A 20801-nucleotide genomic window follows, 5' to 3' on the forward strand; every position below is an offset into this window, starting at 1 on the left:
CCGTGTCAAAACGAGCCCGCAACGTAGCGAAAGTTATTCCAGTATGCAATCAGTTAGGTCAGAAAAGTTCCTGATAATTCTGAAGATTATTCTGCAACCAGTGGCTCGCCGCAGTGAACACAGCGGTAGGTGGCCTCACCGCGCACAACGCGGTTATGGCGACGGACGGTCAGTTGGTGCTCCTGACACTTACAGCGGTAAGTAAAGGTCTTGCGCTGCACCGATTGCAGTTCGAACTGATGCGTGCGCCGGGCCGGTACGCCCAGCACGCTTTCCATCATCCATTTCCATTCTTTCCCGTGTGGCGGCACGCGCCCAAAGTGCTTCCACACCAGTAAATGCGCCAGTTCATGGGGCACCACTTCGTTAATGAATGCGTCGACGTTTTCCATCAGCAGGACGGGATTAAGGCGAATTTCATAGGTTTGTAGCCATGCGGTGCCCGCGGCGGTGCCGCGCTGTTGGTAAACCAGCTTTGGCTCCGGATATTGGCGTTCGAGCTTGAGATTGGCCTGGGCGAGTTTTTCCCGCAGGCTACGCATAACGGCTTGCTGGATGGCGATAGGGAGACGGGAGGTTTTCATAACGCCAGAGGATAGTGCGACAGGGAAGGGACTGCAAGAGGAAGGCTTCCTCCCACTGAGGGAGGAAGCCTTTGGTGATTAGTCGTGTGCGCCAATTTCGCGCAGTTTACGACCTTTCATCAGGTTACGTTCAATGTGTTCTAAAGAGACGTTTTTAGTTTCAGGGATCAGCCACAGAGTCAGGAAGATGAACAGTACGTTCAGGCCGCCGTAGACCCAGAAGGTGTTGGCGCTGCCCAGCGAGTTCAGCATCGTCAGGAAGGTTGCGCCGACGATCATGTTGGCAATCCAGTTGGTTGCAGTAGAGCAGGTGATGCCGAAATCGCGGCCTTTCAGCGGCTGGATTTCAGAGCACAGTACCCAAATCAGCGGACCAGCGCTCATGGCAAAGCCAACGATAAACATCAGCAGCATCAGTACTGCGAAGTATTGTGCGGATGCCGAGTGAATACCCACGTGCATCATTGTCCCCAGAACGCCCATACCAACAGCCATCACGATAAAGCCAAGGATCAGAGTAGGTTTGCGGCCCCAACGGTCAACCAGGCCAATGGCGATAAAGGTTGCCAGTACGTTGGTCAGACCGACGATAACAGTCCCCCACATCTGCTCAGTGGTGTTGGTGTAGCCCGCCAGCTCAAAGATTTTCGGTGCGTAATACATGATGACGTTCATCCCGGTGAACTGCTGCATCACCTGTAACAGAACGCCAAGGAATACCGCGCGACGGAAGTTGCTGTTTTCTTTAAACAGCGCCCAGCCGCTCTGCTTCACCTGCAGACTTTCACGGATTTCATCCAGCTCGCGTTTGGCTTCTGCGCTGGTGTCACGCAGACGCAACAGGACGCGTTCGGCATCAACAAAACGACGTTTAGCTGCAAACCAACGTGGGCTGTCCGGCAGGAAGATAACGCCAACCAGCAGCAGCAGGGCAGGGATGATGATTACACCCAGCATCCAGCGCCATGCGCCGCTGTAGCTAAACGCTGTATCGGAAAGATACGCGCCCAAAATACCGATGGTGATCATCAGCTGATACATGGAGATCATGCTGCCACGAATCTTTTCCGGGGCAATTTCAGACAGGTACAGCGGCGCGGTATAAGACGCAACACCTACAGCCAGGCCGAGCAGCACGCGGGAAACCAGCAGGACTTCAACGTTTGGCGCAGCGGCGGAGAACAGTGAACCCGCAACAAACAAGATCGCACCGATCATCAGGCTTTTTTTGCGTCCCAGTTTGAAGGAGAGCCAACCGCTGCCGACAGCACCTACCGCCGCACCAAACATCATGGAACTCACCACCCATTCCTGAGTGTGCGGGGTAATTTGAAACTCGTCGGTGATGAACGGTAAAGCACCGGCAATAACACCGATATCCAGGCCAAAAAGTAATCCAGCCAGGGCTGCCAGAAAGCAGACAAAAAATGTCATGGCTTTGTTGGAACGCCCCGTTTTTTTATTGTCAGGCATGATGCCCTCCGGTTGGGTAGCTAGTTTTGTTGATGTTAAGGGTAGGTGAGTACGGGGTAAAAAAATGCGAATCACATCACATTAGTGTAATCGCTTACACTGTCATTCATGCGGGTTATTAGTTAATTCATTGAAAGTTAACATTATTTATTGGGATTAAATAATGTTTGTCGTCTGAATTTAAGACAATGATGAAAGATAATGTAACAGTGATGCAAGTGTGCTGGCTAAGAGATGTTAATTCAAGGTAGAGGGAAATATGGTGTGATGTAATCGCTTTCATTTTCATTTAAAGCAATAGTAATCAGCGCGGTTTGGTGATGGATGTGGGAGAGGAAATAGGTATAAAAAAAGACCAGCGCGAGGCTGGTCTTCATAAGCGTTAAGTCTGGTTTAAATTACTTCAGACCGGCAGCGTCGCGCAGCAACTGTGCTTTGTCGGTTTTTTCCCATGGGAAATGTTCGCGACCAAAGTGACCGTAAGCGGCGGTTTCTTTGTAAATCGGGTGCAGCAGATCCAGCATCTGAATCAGGCCATACGGGCGCAAGTCGAAGAACTCACGCACCAAAAGGGTCAGCTGCTCTGAAGGCACTTTTTCAGTACCGAACGTTTCCACCATGATAGATGTCGGTTCTGCCACGCCGATTGCGTAGGAAACCTGAATCTCACAACGGTCAGCCAGGCCTGCGGCAACGATGTTTTTCGCTACGTAACGGGCTGCATAGGCTGCGGAACGGTCAACTTTAGACGGATCTTTACCAGAGAATGCACCGCCGCCGTGACGCGCCATGCCGCCGTAGGTATCAACGATGATTTTACGACCGGTCAGACCGCAGTCGCCCATCGGGCCGCCGATAACGAAACGACCAGTTGGGTTGATGAAGAATTTGGTTGAAGCGGTCAGCCATTCAGTCGGCAGTACCGGCTTGATGATCTCTTCCATAACGGCTTCTTGCAGCGATTTCTGGTCGATATCTTCAGAGTGCTGAGTAGACAGAACAACCGCATCAATACCGACGATTTTGCCGTCGTCATACTGGAAGGTTACCTGGCTTTTTGCATCCGGACGCAGCCAGGATAAGGTACCGTTTTTACGCACTTCAGCCTGACGCTGCACCAGACGGTGAGCATAGGTAATAGGTGCTGGCATCAGCACGTCGGTTTCGTTGGTTGCATAACCAAACATCAGGCCCTGGTCGCCTGCGCCCTGTTCCAGCGGATCGGCACGGTCAACACCCTGGTTGATGTCCGGAGACTGTTTACCAATCGCGCTCAGTACCGCGCAAGAGTTGGCGTCAAAGCCCATGTCGGAATGCACATAGCCAATTTCGCGAACCGTGTTACGGGTGATCTCTTCGATATCAACCCATGCGCTGGTGGTGATCTCACCGCCAACTAAAACCATACCGGTTTTGACGTAGGTTTCGCAGGCAACGCGTGCTTTTGGATCCTGTTCCAGGATTGCATCCAGCACAGCATCAGAGATTTGGTCAGCGATTTTGTCAGGATGCCCTTCTGATACGGACTCGGACGTAAAAAGGTGTTTTGCCATATTTAATTTCACCTAAGGAGAATTTGGTTAGCTCAAACTGTCGAGTGGAATAGCCATGTGTAGAAGATTCTACCATGAGTCTGCAGATGACGGACACTGGCAGTCTGAGTGTTAATCGGTATAGATGGATTAACATCTGGACGGCTATTTTAGGACAGTTCTTCGCCTGATTTCCAGCTTTTTTTGATTGAGGTCGCATTGTACTGAAAATGTAACTGGAAATTTTTCCTGACGGTGCTGGCAATGTGCATATTTATCTTTTGCTTTTTGACTTTCTTATCGGTATAAAACGCGGCGCGCGGCTCATACAAAAGCACACGACATTTTCATCGTGTTGCCACTTCCAGCCGGGTTAAAACTTTAGCTTTGGCTTGTGGGTTCGTTCCGTAAGGAGCAACCGTGGAGGTGATACGAGATAATGAACCGTTGTATTCTGCAGAATCTGTCGCACCGTTCTGGTGTACATATGTCCCCCGCAATCTGCATCTCTGCTTTGCATACCTGTCGATGTTATATACACAAAATCATTTATGCTGCGTCGAGGCGGCAAGTGAATGAGTCCCCTGAACGTACGAGTAGTACGTGACTGGGGCGAATGAGCGTAGCCAACAAAGAGGCTGCATGAAGGATGAAGTGTATACCCATCTCGGCGTATCTCAGGACTGAAGAGCCGGTAACGGTCACTAAGAACTGAACAAGGGCGCTCTTGGTAAACAAGAGTTTTCTCGTGGTTTCGCCGAACCGTCAGCATTAAGTTCGGTTACGTGTTTACATTGATATGAAAAAGAAACCGGTCGCACAGTCGGAGCGTCAGCACTATCTGCTGCAAATTCTGCCTGTATTTGGGTTGTTATCGCGTCTTCGGATTGCGATAGTAGTCAACTGTTTTACACTTGTTAATAAAATTTGAGGTTCGCTATGTCTGACGACATTTCTTTGGGTTCGCCTTCGTCAGCAGGCGAACACGGTGTACTACGCTCCATGCAGGAGGTTGCAATGAGTTCCCAGGAAGCCAGCAAGATGCTGCGTACTTACAATATTGCCTGGTGGGGTAATAACTACTACGACGTCAATGAACTGGGTCACATCAGCGTGTGCCCGGATCCGGACGTACCTGAAGCGCGCGTTGACCTTGCTGAGTTGGTGAAAGCCCGTGAAGCGCAGGGTCAGCGTTTGCCTGCATTGTTCTGCTTCCCGCAGATCCTGCAACACCGTCTGCGTTCGATTAACGCCGCGTTTAAACGTGCCCGTGAATCTTACGGTTACAACGGTGACTATTTCCTCGTTTACCCGATCAAGGTCAACCAGCACCGTCGCGTGATTGAATCGCTGATCCACTCTGGCGAACCGCTGGGGCTGGAAGCGGGTTCCAAAGCTGAACTGATGGCCGTTCTGGCCCATGCCGGAATGACCCGTAGCGTGATCGTGTGTAACGGTTATAAAGACCGCGAATATATCCGTCTGGCGCTGATTGGCGAGAAGATGGGCCATAAGGTCTATCTGGTCATCGAGAAGATGTCTGAAATCGCTATCGTGCTGGATGAAGCTGAACGCCTGAATGTCGTTCCGCGTCTGGGCGTGCGTGCGCGTCTGGCGTCGCAGGGCTCTGGCAAGTGGCAGTCCTCCGGCGGGGAAAAATCGAAATTCGGCCTGGCGGCAAACCAGGTGCTGCAACTGGTCGAAATTCTGCGCGAGCGCGGTCGTCTGGACAGCATTCAGTTGCTGCACTTCCACCTTGGCTCGCAGATGGCGAATATTCGTGATATCGCCACCGGCGTACGTGAATCGGCGCGTTTCTACGTTGAGCTGCACAAGCTTGGCGTCAATATCCAGTGCTTCGACGTGGGCGGTGGTCTGGGCGTGGATTACGAAGGTACCCGTTCGCAGTCTGACTGTTCTGTAAACTACGGCCTGAACGAATATGCCAACAACATCATCTGGGCTATTGGCGACGCCTGTGAAGAACACGGCCTGCCTCATCCGACGGTAATCACCGAGTCTGGCCGCGCGGTTACCGCGCACCATACCGTGCTGGTATCTAACATTATCGGCGTTGAGCGTAGCGAACACACAGAAGCAACGCCTCCGGCTGACGATGCGCCGCGTGCCCTGCAAAGCATGTGGGAAACCTGGCAAGAGATGCATGAACCAGGAACCCGTCGTTCGCTGCGTGAATGGCTGCACGACAGCCAGATGGATCTGCACGATATTCACGTTGGCTACTCTTCAGGCACCTTTAGCCTGCAAGAGCGCGCGTGGGCTGAGCAGCTCTATCTGAACATGTGCCATGAAGTGCAGAAACAACTCGACCCGAGCAACCGCGCGCACCGTCCGATTATCGACGAGCTGCAGGAGCGTATGGCGGATAAGATTTACGTCAACTTCTCGCTGTTCCAGTCGATGCCGGATGCGTGGGGGATCGATCAGCTGTTCCCGGTAATGCCGCTGGAAGGGTTGAATCAGGTGCCTGAACGCCGTGCGGTGCTGTTGGATATCACCTGTGACTCTGATGGCGCTATCGACCACTACGTTGACGGTGATGGCATTGCGACCACTATGCCGATGCCGGAATACGACCCGGAGAACCCGCCGATGCTGGGCTTCTTTATGGTTGGCGCGTACCAGGAGATCCTCGGCAACATGCACAACCTGTTCGGTGATACCGAAGCGGTTGACGTGTTTGTCTTCCCAGACGGCAGCGTAGAAGTTGAGCTGTCCGACGAAGGGGATACCGTGGCGGATATGCTGCAGTACGTGCAGTTGGATCCGAACACCCTGCTGACGCAGTTCCGTGACCAGGTGAAAAACACCGATCTGGATACTGAGCTGCAGCAACAGTTCCTCGAAGAGTTTGAGGCCGGTCTGTACGGTTATACTTATCTGGAAGACGAGTAACGATAAATGCCCGGTGGCGCAGCGCTTACCGGGCCTACGAAAGTAGGCCGGATAAGGCGAAGCCGCATTTGTGGCACTTACTTGAATCCGTACAAAATAACGGCGATAATTTGCCGTAAATATGCAGTTACCAAATCAATCCCTTCCTCGTCGGGCTTAACGACGCGGAGGGGATTTTTTTTCATCGATTTTTAAAGAGGTCAGTACATGAGCACCTTAGGTCATCAATACGACAACTCCCTGGTTTCTAACGCCTTTGGTTTTTTACGTCTGCCGATGAACTTCATGCCATACGAAAGCGACGCCGATTGGGTGATCACCGGCGTACCGTTTGATATGGCAACGTCTGGTCGTGCGGGCGGGCGTCATGGTCCGGCGGCAATCCGTCAGGTTTCCACTAACCTGGCGTGGGAGCACAACCGCTTCCCGTGGAACTTCGATATGCGCGAGCGCCTGAACGTGGTGGACTGCGGCGATCTGGTTTATGCCTTCGGTGATGCGCGTGAAATGAGTGAAAAACTGCAGGCGCATGCTGAGAAGCTGCTTTCTGCCGGTAAGCGCATGCTCTCCTTTGGCGGCGACCACTTCGTCACGCTGCCGCTGTTGCGCGCGCACGCTAAACACTTTGGTAAAATGGCGCTGGTGCACTTTGATGCCCACACCGACACCTACGCGAACGGCTGCGAATTCGACCACGGCACTATGTTCTACACGGCGCCGAACGAAGGGCTGATCGATCCGAATCACTCTGTGCAGATTGGTATTCGTACCGAATTCGACAAAGACAACGGCTTTACCGTGCTGGATGCCTGCCAGGTGAACGATCGCAGCGTAGATGACATCATCGCCCAGGTTAAGCAGATTGTCGGTGATATGCCGGTGTATCTGACCTTTGATATCGACTGTCTGGATCCAGCGTTTGCGCCGGGTACCGGTACGCCAGTGATTGGCGGTCTGACTTCCGATCGCGCGATCAAGCTGGTACGTGGTCTGAAAGATCTGAACATCGTCGGGATGGACGTTGTTGAAGTGGCTCCGGCTTACGATCAGTCAGAGATCACCGCGCTGGCAGCGGCTACGCTGGCTCTGGAAATGCTGTACATCCAGGCAGCGAAAAAAGGCGAATAAGTTGTTTTGCCGGATGGCGCTAACGCTTATCCGGCCTACAGCTGGTTGATGTTTGTAGGCCGGATAAGGCGTTCACGCCGCATCCGGCACGATTAACGGTTATTTGATCCCGTCTGCGCTCATGCGATCGCGAATATGTTGCGCACGTTCTGCGGATGCCGGGTGATCGTCAAACATTGAGCTTTGACGTCCAGCTTCCAGTTTGGCCAGTTTCTCAAAGCTGGTGGCTAAACCTGCCGGATTGATCCCGCGTTTGCGCAACAAATCATACGAGTAATCATCCGCCTCGGATTCCTGACGCTGGGAGAACTGCGAGTTCACCAGTTTCTCGCCAAGATCGCCCAATTGCGACTGCGACAGGCTGCCGACAATGCCGCCAGCGGATGCCGCCGCTGCACGTACGGCGTTAGTACCCAGCGCAACCTGCATACCTTTTTTCACGTGACCCAGCGCGACGTGGCCCATTTCATGGCCGATCACCGCTTCGACTTCGTTGTCGGTCATCATATCCATCAGGCCGCTGTACACGCGGATACAGCCGTTTGCCATGGCAAAGGCATTCACATCTTTCGCCATATAGACTTTGTAGTTCACCGGCTGGCCGTTTATGTTATCGCCAAGCGCGGCGGCGATTTTGCCAAGACGCGTTGCGTACTCGCTGCTGGCCGGAGCGATAGTAGCCTTGCTGTCCATATCTTTACAGGCCTGATCGCTCAGCGCTTTTACCTGAGCATCGCTCAGACTGTAGGCCTGAAAAGCCTCCGCGCCAGAAGAAAGCAGTCCGTTGGAGTCCATGTTCTGGCAGCCGGTCAATGCCGCAGCCATGCTCGTAGCAAGCAGTAAAGCGCGAATTTTCATTTTTTCTCTTCCGCACAAAGTCAGGATTATTCTAAAAATTACGTCGTTTGCAGGTGAACCGACGTTCGGCCTAAGTATAAAGAAAAGAACAATACGCGGGCGAGAAGATTGCGCAACTTGCGCGCATGATCCAGAGATTTCTGAAGCGGTAAAAGGATGCTCCATGTACATGACACGCGGCTTGGGTTACATTGTTGGCACTTTTTTCCGGCGTAGCCCAAAACGCGCTGTCGTCAAGTCGTTTAGGGCGTGGCCTTCATTATCCGATCTGGAGTCAAAATGTCCTCACGTAAAGAGCTTGCCAATGCTATTCGTGCGCTGAGCATGGACGCAGTACAGAAAGCCAAATCCGGTCACCCGGGTGCCCCGATGGGTATGGCTGACATTGCCGAAGTCCTGTGGCGTGATTTCCTGAACCACAACCCGACTAACCCGTCCTGGGCTGACCGCGACCGCTTCGTGCTGTCTAACGGTCACGGCTCCATGCTGATTTATAGCTTGCTGCACCTCACCGGCTACGATCTGCCGATCTCCGAGCTGCAGAACTTCCGTCAGCTGCACTCCAAAACTCCGGGTCACCCGGAAGTGGGTTACACCGCGGGTGTTGAAACCACTACGGGACCTTTGGGTCAGGGCATTGCGAATGCAGTGGGTATGGCTATCGCTGAAAAAACGCTGGCGGCGCAGTTTAACCGTCCAGGTCACGACATCGTTGACCACTTCACCTATGCTTTCATGGGCGACGGCTGCATGATGGAAGGTATCTCTCACGAGGTATGTTCCCTGGCTGGTACGCTGAAGCTGGGTAAACTGGTTGCGTTCTACGATGACAACGGCATCTCTATCGATGGCCACGTTGAAGGTTGGTTCACCGATGACACCGCGAAGCGTTTTGAAGCTTACGGCTGGCATGTGGTTCGTGGCGTTGATGGCCACGATGCTGACGCGATTAAGCGCGCAGTAGAAGAAGCACGCGCAGTGACCGACAAACCGTCCCTGCTGATGTGCAAAACCATCATCGGTTTCGGTTCTCCGAACAAAGCGGGTACTCACGACTCTCACGGTGCACCGCTGGGCGATGCAGAAATCGCACTGACTCGTGAACAGCTGGGCTGGAAATACGCGCCGTTCGAAATCCCGTCTGAAATCTACGCGCAGTGGGATGCGAAAGAAGCCGGTCAGGCAAAAGAAGCTGCATGGAACGAGAAGTTCGCTGCTTATGCGAAAGCCTTCCCACAGGAAGCTGCTGAATTCACCCGTCGTATGAAAGGTGAAATGCCGTCTGACTTCGACGCAAAAGCGAACGAGTTCATTGCTAAGCTGCAGGCTAATCCGGCGAAAATCGCCAGCCGTAAAGCTTCTCAGAACGCGATTGAAGCCTTCGGTCCTCTGCTGCCTGAATTCCTCGGCGGCTCCGCTGATCTGGCACCGTCTAACCTGACGCTGTGGTCTGGTTCGAAAGCAATTAACGAAGATACTGCTGGTAACTACATCCATTACGGCGTGCGTGAATTCGGTATGACCGCTATCGCGAACGGTATCTCCCTGCACGGTGGTTTCCTGCCGTACACCTCCACCTTCCTGATGTTTGTGGAATATGCCCGTAACGCGGTGCGTATGGCTGCGCTGATGAAACAGCGTCAGGTCATGGTCTACACCCACGACTCCATCGGTCTGGGCGAAGACGGCCCGACTCACCAGCCGGTAGAGCAGGTTGCTTCTCTGCGTGTGACCCCGAACATGAGCACATGGCGTCCGTGTGACCAGGTTGAATCCGCCGTTGCGTGGAAATACGGCGTTGAGCGTCAGGACGGCCCGACCGCGCTGATCCTCTCCCGCCAGAACCTGGCACAGCAGGAGCGTACCGAAGAGCAGCTGGCAAACATCGCTCGCGGTGGTTACGTGCTTAAAGACTGCGACGGTCAGCCGGAACTGATCTTCATCGCTACCGGTTCTGAAGTTGAGCTGGCTGTGGCTGCGTGGGACAAACTGACTGCCGAAGGCGTGAAGGCTCGCGTGGTTTCCATGCCGTCTACCGACGCGTTCGACAAACAGGATGCCGCTTACCGTGAGTCTGTGCTGCCGAAAGCGGTTTCCGCTCGCGTTGCAGTGGAAGCAGGTATCGCTGACTACTGGTTCAAATACGTGGGCCTGAACGGCGCAATCGTCGGTATGACCACCTTTGGTGAGTCTGCTCCGGCAGAGTTGCTGTTTGAAGAGTTCGGCTTCACCGTAGACAACGTTGTCGCGAAAGCAAAAGAACTGCTGTAATTTCGATTACAGGTGAAAACGGGTCGCTCAGGCGACCCGTTTTTTTTTGCTTTTCCGGAACGCGCCGCGCGTTGCGCAATCGCACGGCGCAGTCTGCTATCCAGACCGTCTGCGGCATCGTTGAAGGGCTCCGGGACTCGGACCTCGCGCTGGTGATTAGATGTAGGTTAGGGGGCTTTCTGATTTAAATCAGGGTGTGTAACACGACAACGAAATAATTTTGCTACGGTTATTCGTCATTCTGGAATATGGAATAAATTTAGCGTTGAAGGGCGTTAAAATGTGACGCAAGTCAGATAACTGTGTTCTGTTGCTGGACAATCATTCCTTTTATTCCGCGTTTCGCTTATTCTAGCTGAAGCGTTTCAGTCGATTAAATGTTCGACAATTAACCAATTAGTCGCAGTTTGCGACAGGTAAGGTTTCCCTGAGCGATTTGCTGCATTACTCTGTCTGCCACATCGTTTCTGAGAAATCCTTGCAGGAGACCTATGACCGTACGCGTAGCGATTAATGGTTTCGGTCGCATCGGACGCAACGTGGTTCGTGCTTTGTATGAATCCGGGCGTCGGGCGGAAATCACCGTGGTGGCAATCAACGAACTTGCGGATGCTGCAGGCATGGCGCATTTGTTGAAATATGACACCAGCCATGGACGTTTTGCCTGGGATGTTCGTCAGGAACGTGACCAGCTCATCGTTGGCGATGACGCTATCCGCATTCTGCATGAGCGAACACTCGATGCACTTCCATGGCGCGAACTGGGTGTCGACATCGTGCTGGATTGTACGGGGGTCTTCGGCAATCGCGAACACGGCGAGGCGCATATTGCCGCTGGTGCAAAAAAAGTGCTCTTTTCACATCCTGGTAGTCACGACATCGACGCAACCGTAGTGTATGGCGTTAATCAGGATCAGCTGCGCGCTGAGCACCGGATCGTTTCCAACGCTTCCTGCACCACGAATTGCATAATACCCGTCATTAAATTGCTGGATGATGCTTACGGCATTGAGTCTGGTACCGTCACCACGATCCACTCTGCGATGCACGATCAGCAGGTTATTGATGCTTATCATCCTGACCTGCGTCGCACGCGAGCGGCCAGCCAGTCGATTATTCCGGTTGATACCAAACTGGCGGCGGGCATCACGCGAATTTTCCCGCAGTTTAACGATCGTTTTGAAGCGATAGCGGTGCGTGTACCGACCATAAATGTGACGGCGATCGACTTAAGCGTGACGGTGAAAAAACCAGTAAAAGCCAGTGCAGTCAACCAGTTGCTGCAAAAAGCAGCACAAGGTGCATTTCATGGTATAGTTGACTATACGGAATTACCGTTGGTCTCTGTAGATTTTAACCACGACCCGCACAGCGCCATCGTTGATGGTACGCAAACGCGTGTGAGTGGCGCTCACCTGATCAAAACGCTGGTCTGGTGTGATAATGAATGGGGCTTTGCTAACCGTATGCTCGACACTACGTTAGCGATGGCTGCTATTGGTTTCAGGCTCGACGCTTGAGCGTCGACAAAACTTTATGAATCAACGAGAGGATTCACCATGTCTGTAATTAAGATGACCGATCTGGATCTGGCTGGTAAACGCGTTTTTATCCGTGCGGACCTGAACGTACCAGTTAAAGAAGGGAAAGTAACCAGCGATGCGCGTATCCGTGCTTCTCTGCCGACCATCGAACTGGCCCTGAAACAGGGTGCGAAAGTGATGGTAACTTCCCACCTGGGTCGTCCTACCGAAGGCGAGTACAACGAAGAATTCTCTCTGCTGCCGGTTGTTAACTACCTGAAAGACAAACTGTCTGCTCCGGTTCGCCTGGTAAAAGATTACCTGGACGGCGTTGAAGTCGCTGCCGGTGAACTGGTAGTTCTGGAAAACGTTCGCTTCAACAAAGGCGAGAAGAAAGACGACGAAGCACTGTCCAAAAAATATGCTGCGCTGTGCGACGTATTCGTAATGGACGCTTTCGGTACAGCTCACCGTGCACAGGCTTCTACTCACGGTATCGGTAAATTCGCTGATGTAGCTTGCGCAGGCCCGCTGCTGGCTGCTGAGCTGGATGCGCTGGGTAAAGCACTGAAAGAACCTGCTCGTCCGATGGTTGCTATCGTTGGCGGTTCTAAAGTTTCCACCAAACTGACCGTTCTGGATTCTCTGTCAAAAATCGCTGACCAGCTGATCGTTGGCGGTGGTATCGCGAACACCTTCGTTGCCGCTCAAGGCCACAACGTGGGTAAATCCCTGTACGAAGCTGACCTGGTTGACGAAGCTAAGCGTCTGCTGACCACTTGTGACATCCCGGTCCCGACCGACGTTCGCGTAGCGACTGAATTCTCTGAAACTGCACCGGCTACTCTGAAGTCCGTTAGCGATGTGAAAGAAGACGAGCAGATCCTGGACATCGGCGACGCTTCTGCACAGCAGCTGGCTGACATCCTGAAGAATGCGAAAACCATTCTGTGGAACGGCCCGGTTGGCGTGTTCGAGTTCCCGAACTTCCGCAAAGGTACTGAAATCGTTGCTAACGCTATCGCAGACAGCGAAGCGTTCTCTATCGCAGGCGGCGGTGACACCCTGGCAGCAATCGACCTGTTCGGCATTGCTGACAAAATCTCCTACATCTCTACTGGCGGCGGCGCATTCCTCGAATTCGTGGAAGGTAAAGTACTGCCAGCAGTAGCTATGCTCGAAGAGCGTGCTAAAAAGTAAGAATCTAATGGGCAGGGAAACCTGCCCAATTATTAGCGCGCTTTAGAGCACGCTTCAATTCTTTACACAAAATCATTCGAGTTGCATCAAGGCGGCAACAGAGTGAGTTCCCGGGAGCTTACTTACGTAAGTAACCGGGGCGAGCGAGGGCAGCCAACGATGAGGCGGCTTGAAGGATGATGTGTACAACGGCCGAAGATACAGGATTCGTAATATGTCTAAAATTTTTGATTTCGTAAAACCAGGCGTAATCACTGGTGATGACGTACAGAAAGTTTTCCAGGTAGCTAAAGAAAACAACTTTGCTCTGCCAGCTGTTAACTGCGTTGGTACCGACTCCATCAACGCCGTTCTGGAAACCGCTGCAAAAGTTAAAGCGCCGGTAATCGTACAGTTCTCCAACGGTGGTGCTTCTTTCATCGCGGGTAAAGGCGTGAAGTCCGACGTTCCTCAGGGCGCTGCAATCCTTGGTGCTATCTCTGGCGCGCATCACGTTCACCAGATGGCTGAACACTACGGTGTTCCGGTTATCCTGCACACTGACCACTGCGCGAAGAAACTGCTGCCGTGGATCGACGGTCTGCTGGACGCGGGTGAAAAACACTTCGCAGCAACCGGCAAACCGCTGTTCTCTTCTCACATGATCGACCTGTCTGAAGAGTCTCTGGAAGAGAACATCGAAATCTGCTCCAAATACCTGGCGCGCATGTCCAAAATGGGCATGACCCTGGAAATCGAACTGGGTTGCACCGGTGGCGAAGAAGACGGCGTGGACAACAGCCACATGGACGCTTCTGCACTGTACACCCAGCCGGAAGACGTTGATTACGCATACACCGAGCTGAGCAAAATCAGCCCGCGTTTCACCATCGCAGCTTCCTTCGGTAACGTTCACGGCGTTTACAAGCCGGGTAACGTTGTTCTGACCCCGACCATCCTGCGCGACTCTCAGGACTATGTTTCTAAGAAACATAACCTGCCGCACAACAGCCTGAACTTCGTCTTCCACGGCGGTTCCGGTTCTACTGCTCAGGAAATCAAAGACTCCGTAAGCTACGGCGTAGTGAAAATGAACATCGACACCGATACCCAATGGGCTACCTGGGAAGGCGTTCTGAACTACTACAAAGCGAACGAAGCTTACCTGCAGGGCCAGCTGGGCAACCCGAAAGGCGAAGATCAGCCGAACAAGAAATACTACGATCCGCGCGTATGGCTGCGTGCTGGTCAGGCAACCATGATCACCCGTCTGGAACAGGCTTTCAAAGAACTGAACGCGGTTGACGTTCTGTAATTTACGCCGTTCTACGTGACATGAGGCCCGCAAATGCGGGCCTTTTTTATTGCCATTTCAATATGCTGCTGGCAGAGAATTCTGTGATCTGTTTGGCAAAATCCAGGTTTATTGTTTACCCTTGTCAGATTGCCAGTCCCGTTGGGACGGCTTTATTTTTCCCATTTGGGTAAGCAAAAAAGGAATATTGAATGGAAGATTTGAATGTTGTCGACAGCATAAATGGTGCGGGCACCTGGCTGGTCCGCAATCAGGAGCTGCTGTTAAGCTATGCCGTCAACATCGTTGCGGCCATCGCCATTGTCATTATCGGTATGATTGTGGCGCGCATCGTATCAAACACCGTTAACCGCCTGATGGTGGCACGTAAAATTGATGCAACCGTTGCTGACTTCCTCTCTGCACTGGTGCGTTACGGTATTATCGCGTTCACGCTGATTGCCGCTCTGGGCCGCGTTGGGGTACAAACCGCTTCTGTGATTGCCGTTCTCGGTGCCGCAGGTTTAGCCGTTGGTCTGGCACTGCAAGGTTCGCTGTCCAACCTCGCCGCTGGCGTGCTGCTGGTGATGTTCCGTCCGTTCCGCGCAGGTGAGTATGTAGACCTCGGAGGCGTAGCGGGAACCGTACTCAACGTGCAGATTTTCTCCACGACTATGCGTACCGTAGACGGTAAGATTGTGGTGATCCCAAACGGTAAAATTATTGCCGGGAACATCATCAACTTCTCTCGCGAACCAGTTCGTCGTAACGAATTTATTATCGGCGTGGCCTACGATTCCGATATCGATCAGGTGAAGAAAATCCTCACCGATATCATTCAGTCTGACGAGCGTATCCTTAAAGATCGTGAAATGACGGTGCGTCTGAATGAACTGGGTGCTTCCTCGATTAATTTTGTGGTACGCGTCTGGAGCAACAGTAGCGATCTGCAAAGCGTTTACTGGGACGTACTGGAGCGTATTAAACGCGAGTTTGACGCCAACGGTATCAGCTTCCCGTACCCGCAGATGGATGTGAACTTCAAGCGTGTGAAAGAGAGCGCGGCAGAGTAATCGCGTGCCCGGTGGCGCTATCGCTTACCGGGCCCACAGGTTTTATAGGCCGGATAAGGCGTCAGCCGTCATCCGGCATTTCCCCCTCCCCCCGTGGTATTAATTCTTCTTATCCCTGATTAAAATTATCCATTTCCGCTAATGTTTTCCCCGCGCTATAGTCTGCTCCTAAGAGAAACAGTTCGGGATGATTAACGTGTTATCGTATTATTTTCAAGGGCTTGCACTTGGTGCGGCTATGATACTTCCGCTCGGTCCGCAAAACGCCTTCGTGATGAATCAGGGGATCCGTCGCCAGTATCACATCATGATTGCTTTACTCTGCGCTATCAGCGACTTAGTGCTGATTTGCGCGGGGATCTTTGGCGGTAGCGCCTTGCTGATGCAGTCACCATGGCTGATGGCGCTTGTCACTTGGGGTGGGGTGGCATTTTTACTCTGGTACGGTTTCGGGGCGTTAAAAACGGCGATGAGCAGTAACCTGGAACTGGCCAGCGCCGAGGTGATGAAGCAGGGCCGCTGGAAAATTATCGCTACTATGCTGGCGGTGACATGGCTCAACCCCCATGTTTATCTGGATACCTTTGTGGTGCTGGGGAGTCTGGGAGGCCAACTGGACGTTGAGCCTAAGCGCTGGTTTGCGCTGGGTACTGTCAGCGCTTCGTTCCTGTGGTTCTTCGGTCTGGCATTGCTGGCGGCCTGGCTCGCTCCGCGTTTGCGCACTGCTAAAGCACAGCGGATCATCAATACCCAGGTAGGATTGGTGATGTGGTTTATCGCTTTTCAGTTGGCAAAAGAAGGTGTTGCGCACGTTCATGCGTTGTTCAACTAAGTGTTGTCTGATGGACAACGCAGCGAGATCGGCTAAGCTTGCCTGCATGTGCCCTGAGTTTCGGGGTAATTAATGAAACATGGAGGAACGACCGTGAAGTTCAAAATAATGGCCCTGGCGGCATTAGTCGGATTCAGCGCACTATCGGTACAGGCAAATGAGTTGCCAAATGGACCGCACATCGTGACTTCCGGAACGGCAAGCGTGGATGCGACACCAGACATCGCTACTCTGGCGATTGAAGTGAACGTAGCTGCAAAGGATGCGGCTTCAGCAAAGAAGCAGGCTGATGAGCGCGTGGCACAATATCTGTCCTTCCTTGAACAGAACCAGATAGCGAAGAAAGATATTAGCGCGGCAAACCTGCGCACCCAGCCGGACTACGACTACCAGAATGGTAAAAGCGTCCTTAAAGGCTATCGTGCGGTACGTACCGTTGAGGTCACGCTGCGTCAGTTGGACAAACTCAATGCGCTGCTCGATGGTGCACTGAAGGCCGGTCTGAATGAGATCCGTTCGGTATCGCTTGGCGTTGCCCAGCCGGATACTTACAAAGATAAAGCGCGTAAAGCAGCAATTGATGATGCTATTCATCAGGCTGAGCAGTTAGCTGCGGGCTTTAACAGCAAATTGGGGCCCGTTTACAGCGTGCGTTACCATGTTTCCAATTATCAACCGAGCCCGATGGTACGGATGATGAAAGCAGATGCAGCGCCTGCGACATCCGCTCAGGAAACCTACGAACAGCCGGTTATTCAGTTTGACGATCAGGTTGATGTGGTCTTCCAGATTGAGCCGACGGCGGGGCAACCAGCAGCAACGCCAGCCAAAACCCAGTAATCATTGCAGACCCGGCTTTCCAGCCGGGTTTTTTCTGTGAGCAACTGTAAAAATGAGACCCCACATCCAGTCTTTTTTTTCGCCGTAATGAGGATAGGCCATAGCGATTTTTAAGGGGACGCTATGGATATTTTTATCTCGAAAAAGATGCGTAATTTCATTCTGCTGGCGCAAACCAATAACATCGCCAGAGCGGCAGAAAAAATACATATGACCGCATCGCCTTTCGGTAAAAGCATTGCCGCACTGGAGGATCAAATCGGCTATACGCTGTTTACCCGCAAAGATAACAACATCAGCCTGAATAAAGCCGGACAGGAACTGTATCAGAAGCTGTTTCCCGTTTATCAGCGCCTTTCTGCCATTGATAACGAAATCCATAACGCCTCTCGCCGCTCGCGGGAAATCGTCATCGGGATCGACAATACCTACCCAACGATTATTTTTGACCAGTTGATTAGCCTTGGTGACAAGTATGACGGCGTGACGGCTCAGGCCGTTGAATTCAGCGAGAATGGGGTTATTGATAACCTGTTCGATCGCAAACTGGATTTTATTATCTCGCCGCAGCACGTTTCCCCCCGCGTCCAGGAACTGGAGAATCTGGCGATTAGCGAGCTGCCTCCGCTGCGTCTGGGGTTTCTCGTTTCCCGGCGCTACGAAGAAAAACAGCCGCAGGATCTGCTGCGTGAGCTGCCCTGGCTGCAAATGCGCTTCCAGAATCGCGCCAACTTTGAGGCGATGCTGGATGCATACATGCGACCCTGCGGGATCAACCCGACGATTATCTACCGTCCGTATAGCTTTATGGCCAAGATTAGCGCGGTAGAGCGCGGGCAGTTTTTGACGGTAATCCCTCACTTCGCCTGGCGGCTGGTGAACCCGTCGACGTTAAAGTATTTCGATGCACCCGGCAGCCCCATGTATATGCAGGAGTTTCTCTATTCGCTGAAAAATCATCGCTATACCGCCACCATGCTCCAGCATATTGCTGAAGATCGTGACGGTAGCGCAAGTTAACCGAGCATCGATCCAGTCTCGAGAAGGTTGCGATGCAGATCGAACGCATGGCTGAGATCGTGATGGATATGCCCGCCGGGCGCTTTCTCCAGATAGCGGTGCAGATAATCCCGGTAAAGAGGGTGTGCACAGTTATCGATAATCGTGTGCGCCCGCTGCATCGGAGATAGCCCACGCAGATCGGCAATCCCTTGTTCGGTCACGATCACTTTAACGCTATGTTCGCTGTGGTCGACATGGCTGCACATCGGTACGATGGTGGAGATTTTCCCGCCTTTGGCAATCGACGGCGCCATAAAGATAGACAGGTAGGCATTGCGCTCGAAATCCCCGCTGCCGCCGATGCCATTCATCAGGTTCACCCCCGCAACGTGCGTGGAATTGGCATGGCCGTAGATATCAAACTCCAGGCCGACGTTGAGCGCAATAACCCCCAGCCGACGGATGATTTCCGGGTTATTGGAGATCTCCTGCGGGCGCAGCACAATCCGGCTGGCGAAGAAGTCCATGTTGTCGTAAATCTTCTGTAGCGACGGGGCTGAAATGGTCAGGCTGGAGGCACTGGCACCTGTTATCTTGCCCGTTTCCAGCAGATGCACCACCGACTCCTGCAACACCTCCGAATACATCATAAAGGGCGGGATATCCGGGTTTTCCCCCAGCCGCGCCATCACCGCGTTGTTGATATTGCCCACGCCGCTTTGTAAGGGTAGAAATTCCGCTGGAATGCGTTTGTGCGCCATTTCTGCCAGCAGGAAAGTGACTACGTTATCGGCAATTTGCTGGCTGACCGGATTGGTTTTATCCGCCGCATTTCCGGCATCGGGCAGCTCGGTATCCACCACTGCAACCACCTTTTTGGGGTCTATCTGTACGCACTGACTGCCTACGCGATCCATGGTATGAAAAATAGGTACGCTGTTACGCCGCGGCGGCGCACCGGGTATCACGATGTCGGCAAACTCTGCCACGCGCGGATTATGGTAATGATTCAGCTCGATAATCACCTTTTTCGCCCGCAGCAGCCAGGTCGGCGCATTACCAATACCGCTGGAAAGCCAAATCCGGCCATCTGGCGCAATGGCGGAGGCTTCAATGACGGCAACATCGATATCGCCAAAAAAACCGTAATTGACCATTTGCGCCACTTCGCTCAAATGGAGATCGACAAACCTCACCTGGCCCTGATTAATTTTCTCGCGCAGGCCCGATGATGTTTGATAAGGCGCGCGCCAGGAAACGGCATCCGCCGCGGATAGTACATCATCAGCGGCGGCGCCAATTGATGCTCCGGTCAGCAGGCGGATTTGAAAAGGCTGTCCGTTCTGATGCTGTTCACAGGCGCGTTGGGCAATTGCGCTGGGTAACGCTTTTGGCGAACCCGCGGGGGTAAAGCCGCTAAACGCCACCATATCATCGTGCTGGATAATTTCTGCCGCCTGTTCGGCGCTCATCCGTTTCATGGCCGTCTCCTTCCTCGGACGTGATTAATGGCCAACAAAATTTGGTTTACGTTTTTCCATAAACGCGTTCATCCCTTCCTGATAATCCTCGCTGTCGTATACCGCGCGGCGCATACCCTGAATACGCTCGAACTCATCGGAATTCATGGTGTGCGCTTCACCCAGCACGCGCAGCTCTTCTTTGATGACAGCGATTGCCAGCGGCGCTTTTTCCGAGATGTGGTGCGCCATTTGCAGAGTGAAATCTTCCAGCTCTTCGACGGGCACGACATGGTTAAGGATCCCAACCGCCATGGCGCGTTGAGCGGTAATGGGCGAAGCGGTAAAAATCAGCTCTTTAACGATGTGAAAACCAGCGTCGCGGGTCAGGTTGTGGATGCCCACAAGGTTATACGGCACGCCGAGGTTGACCGGGGTCATTGAGAAAGTGGAGGTACTGGCTGCAATGATCAGATCGGAACTCATGATCATCTCAAACGCGCCGCCCCAGACGCTGCCTTCGACCATGGAGATCACCGGCTTCGGATATTTTTGGATCATGCGGGTGATCTGACGCAGCGGATCGTCATAGGAGAGCGGATCGCGTCGTCCGGTCGGGAGTTCATGAATATCATGCCCGGCAGAGAACACTTTGGCCCCGCTCGGGGCGCGCAGAATGATGCAGCGAATGTCCGCACGATTGAGATCGCTCAGCGCCTGCATCAGATCGTCAATAAACACTTTACTCAGGGCATTGAGCTTGCGGGCGTAATTGAACTCAATAACCGCGACTTTCTGGATGATGACCACGTTGACGTATTGATAAGACATAATGT

Annotated in this window: 17 protein-coding genes and 1 pseudogene; 12 read left to right on the plus strand and 6 right to left on the minus strand. The window is 52.8% G+C overall.

The window, feature by feature from the left end; translation table 11 throughout:
- Nucleotides 1-86 precede the first annotated feature (86 nt).
- From OGY72_RS08955 to metK, 3 genes are all read right to left on the minus strand, one after another.
- The gene (locus OGY72_RS08955; protein WP_003825440.1) at nt 87-584 is read right to left on the minus strand and encodes a SprT family zinc-dependent metalloprotease; all 498 of its coding nucleotides are present in this window, start codon (nt 582-584) and stop codon (nt 87-89) included.
- A 78-nt stretch (nt 585-662) separates the two neighbouring features.
- Entirely contained in the window at nt 663-2057 is a 1395-nt protein-coding gene (gene galP / locus OGY72_RS08960) for a galactose/proton symporter (protein WP_008785766.1), read from the minus strand.
- Nucleotides 2058-2455: 398 nt separating this feature from the next.
- Nucleotides 2456-3610, minus strand: a complete 1155-nt coding sequence (metK, locus tag OGY72_RS08965) for a methionine adenosyltransferase (protein ID WP_020996311.1) — start codon at nt 3608-3610, stop codon at nt 2456-2458.
- 418 nt (nt 3611-4028) lie between these two features.
- On the opposite strand from metK, the pseudogene yqgG reads away from it, so the two are divergent.
- From yqgG to speB, 4 genes and pseudogenes are all read left to right on the plus strand, one after another.
- Nucleotides 4029-4130 (plus strand): annotated as a pseudogene (gene yqgG, locus OGY72_RS08970) (small protein YqgG); the annotation flags it as partial.
- 258 nt (nt 4131-4388) lie between these two features.
- On the plus strand, nt 4389-4520 hold the full coding sequence (gene yqgB / locus OGY72_RS08975; protein WP_003027062.1) for an acid stress response protein YqgB: 132 nt from the start codon (nt 4389-4391) through the stop codon (nt 4518-4520).
- 8 nt (nt 4521-4528) lie between these two features.
- Entirely contained in the window at nt 4529-6505 is a 1977-nt protein-coding gene (gene speA / locus OGY72_RS08980; RefSeq protein WP_071692619.1) for a biosynthetic arginine decarboxylase, read from the plus strand.
- Between the two features lie 207 nt (nt 6506-6712).
- A complete protein-coding gene (gene speB / locus OGY72_RS08985; protein ID WP_003825449.1) occupies nt 6713-7633 on the plus strand; it encodes an agmatinase in 921 nt (306 codons plus the stop codon).
- Between the two features lie 99 nt (nt 7634-7732).
- Here speB and loiP read toward each other — a convergent pair whose 3' ends face one another.
- Nucleotides 7733-8491, minus strand: coding sequence for a metalloprotease LoiP (loiP, locus tag OGY72_RS08990; RefSeq protein ID WP_003825452.1), 759 nt, complete (start codon nt 8489-8491; stop codon nt 7733-7735).
- 279 nt (nt 8492-8770) lie between these two features.
- Here loiP and tkt point away from each other — a divergent pair, with 279 nt between their 5' ends.
- From tkt to srsR, 8 genes are all read left to right on the plus strand, one after another.
- Entirely contained in the window at nt 8771-10762 is a 1992-nt protein-coding gene (tkt, locus tag OGY72_RS08995) for a transketolase (protein ID WP_126317430.1), read from the plus strand.
- A 491-nt stretch (nt 10763-11253) separates the two neighbouring features.
- Complete coding sequence (gene epd / locus OGY72_RS09000; RefSeq protein ID WP_286547596.1) at nt 11254-12282, plus strand: erythrose-4-phosphate dehydrogenase; 1029 nt, start codon at nt 11254-11256, stop codon at nt 12280-12282.
- A 39-nt stretch (nt 12283-12321) separates the two neighbouring features.
- Nucleotides 12322-13485: a phosphoglycerate kinase gene (gene pgk / locus OGY72_RS09005; RefSeq protein ID WP_003027032.1), complete on the plus strand. Its 1164-nt coding sequence runs from the start codon at nt 12322-12324 to the stop codon at nt 13483-13485.
- Nucleotides 13486-13699: 214 nt separating this feature from the next.
- A complete protein-coding gene (fbaA, locus tag OGY72_RS09010; RefSeq protein WP_003027029.1) occupies nt 13700-14779 on the plus strand; it encodes a class II fructose-bisphosphate aldolase in 1080 nt (359 codons plus the stop codon).
- Between the two features lie 191 nt (nt 14780-14970).
- Nucleotides 14971-15831, plus strand: coding sequence for a small-conductance mechanosensitive channel MscS (locus tag OGY72_RS09015; protein WP_003825461.1), 861 nt, complete (start codon nt 14971-14973; stop codon nt 15829-15831).
- Nucleotides 15832-16027: 196 nt separating this feature from the next.
- Nucleotides 16028-16663, plus strand: coding sequence for an arginine exporter ArgO (gene argO, locus OGY72_RS09020; protein ID WP_286547614.1), 636 nt, complete (start codon nt 16028-16030; stop codon nt 16661-16663).
- 93 nt (nt 16664-16756) lie between these two features.
- Nucleotides 16757-17503: an oxidative stress defense protein gene (locus OGY72_RS09025; protein WP_003825465.1), complete on the plus strand. Its 747-nt coding sequence runs from the start codon at nt 16757-16759 to the stop codon at nt 17501-17503.
- A 123-nt stretch (nt 17504-17626) separates the two neighbouring features.
- Nucleotides 17627-18523 (plus strand): LysR family transcriptional regulator SrsR, encoded by an 897-nt coding sequence (srsR, locus tag OGY72_RS09030; protein ID WP_003026999.1) that lies wholly within the window; start codon nt 17627-17629, stop codon nt 18521-18523.
- On the opposite strand, the gene scpC is transcribed toward srsR, so the two are convergent.
- On the minus strand, nt 18520-19986 hold the full coding sequence (scpC, locus tag OGY72_RS09035; RefSeq protein WP_149384572.1) for a succinyl-CoA:acetate CoA-transferase ScpC: 1467 nt from the start codon (nt 19984-19986) through the stop codon (nt 18520-18522). The two genes, srsR and scpC, sit on opposite strands and share 4 nt — an antisense overlap.
- A gap of 24 nt (nt 19987-20010) precedes the next feature.
- Nucleotides 20011-20796, minus strand: a complete 786-nt coding sequence (gene scpB, locus OGY72_RS09040) for a methylmalonyl-CoA decarboxylase (RefSeq protein ID WP_008785757.1) — start codon at nt 20794-20796, stop codon at nt 20011-20013.
- Between the last annotated feature and the right edge of the window lie 5 nt (nt 20797-20801).

The sequence above is a fragment of the Citrobacter sp. Cpo221 genome (genome assembly GCF_030332345.1).
In the GTDB taxonomy this organism is placed as follows: Bacteria; Pseudomonadota; Gammaproteobacteria; order Enterobacterales; family Enterobacteriaceae; genus Citrobacter; species Citrobacter portucalensis.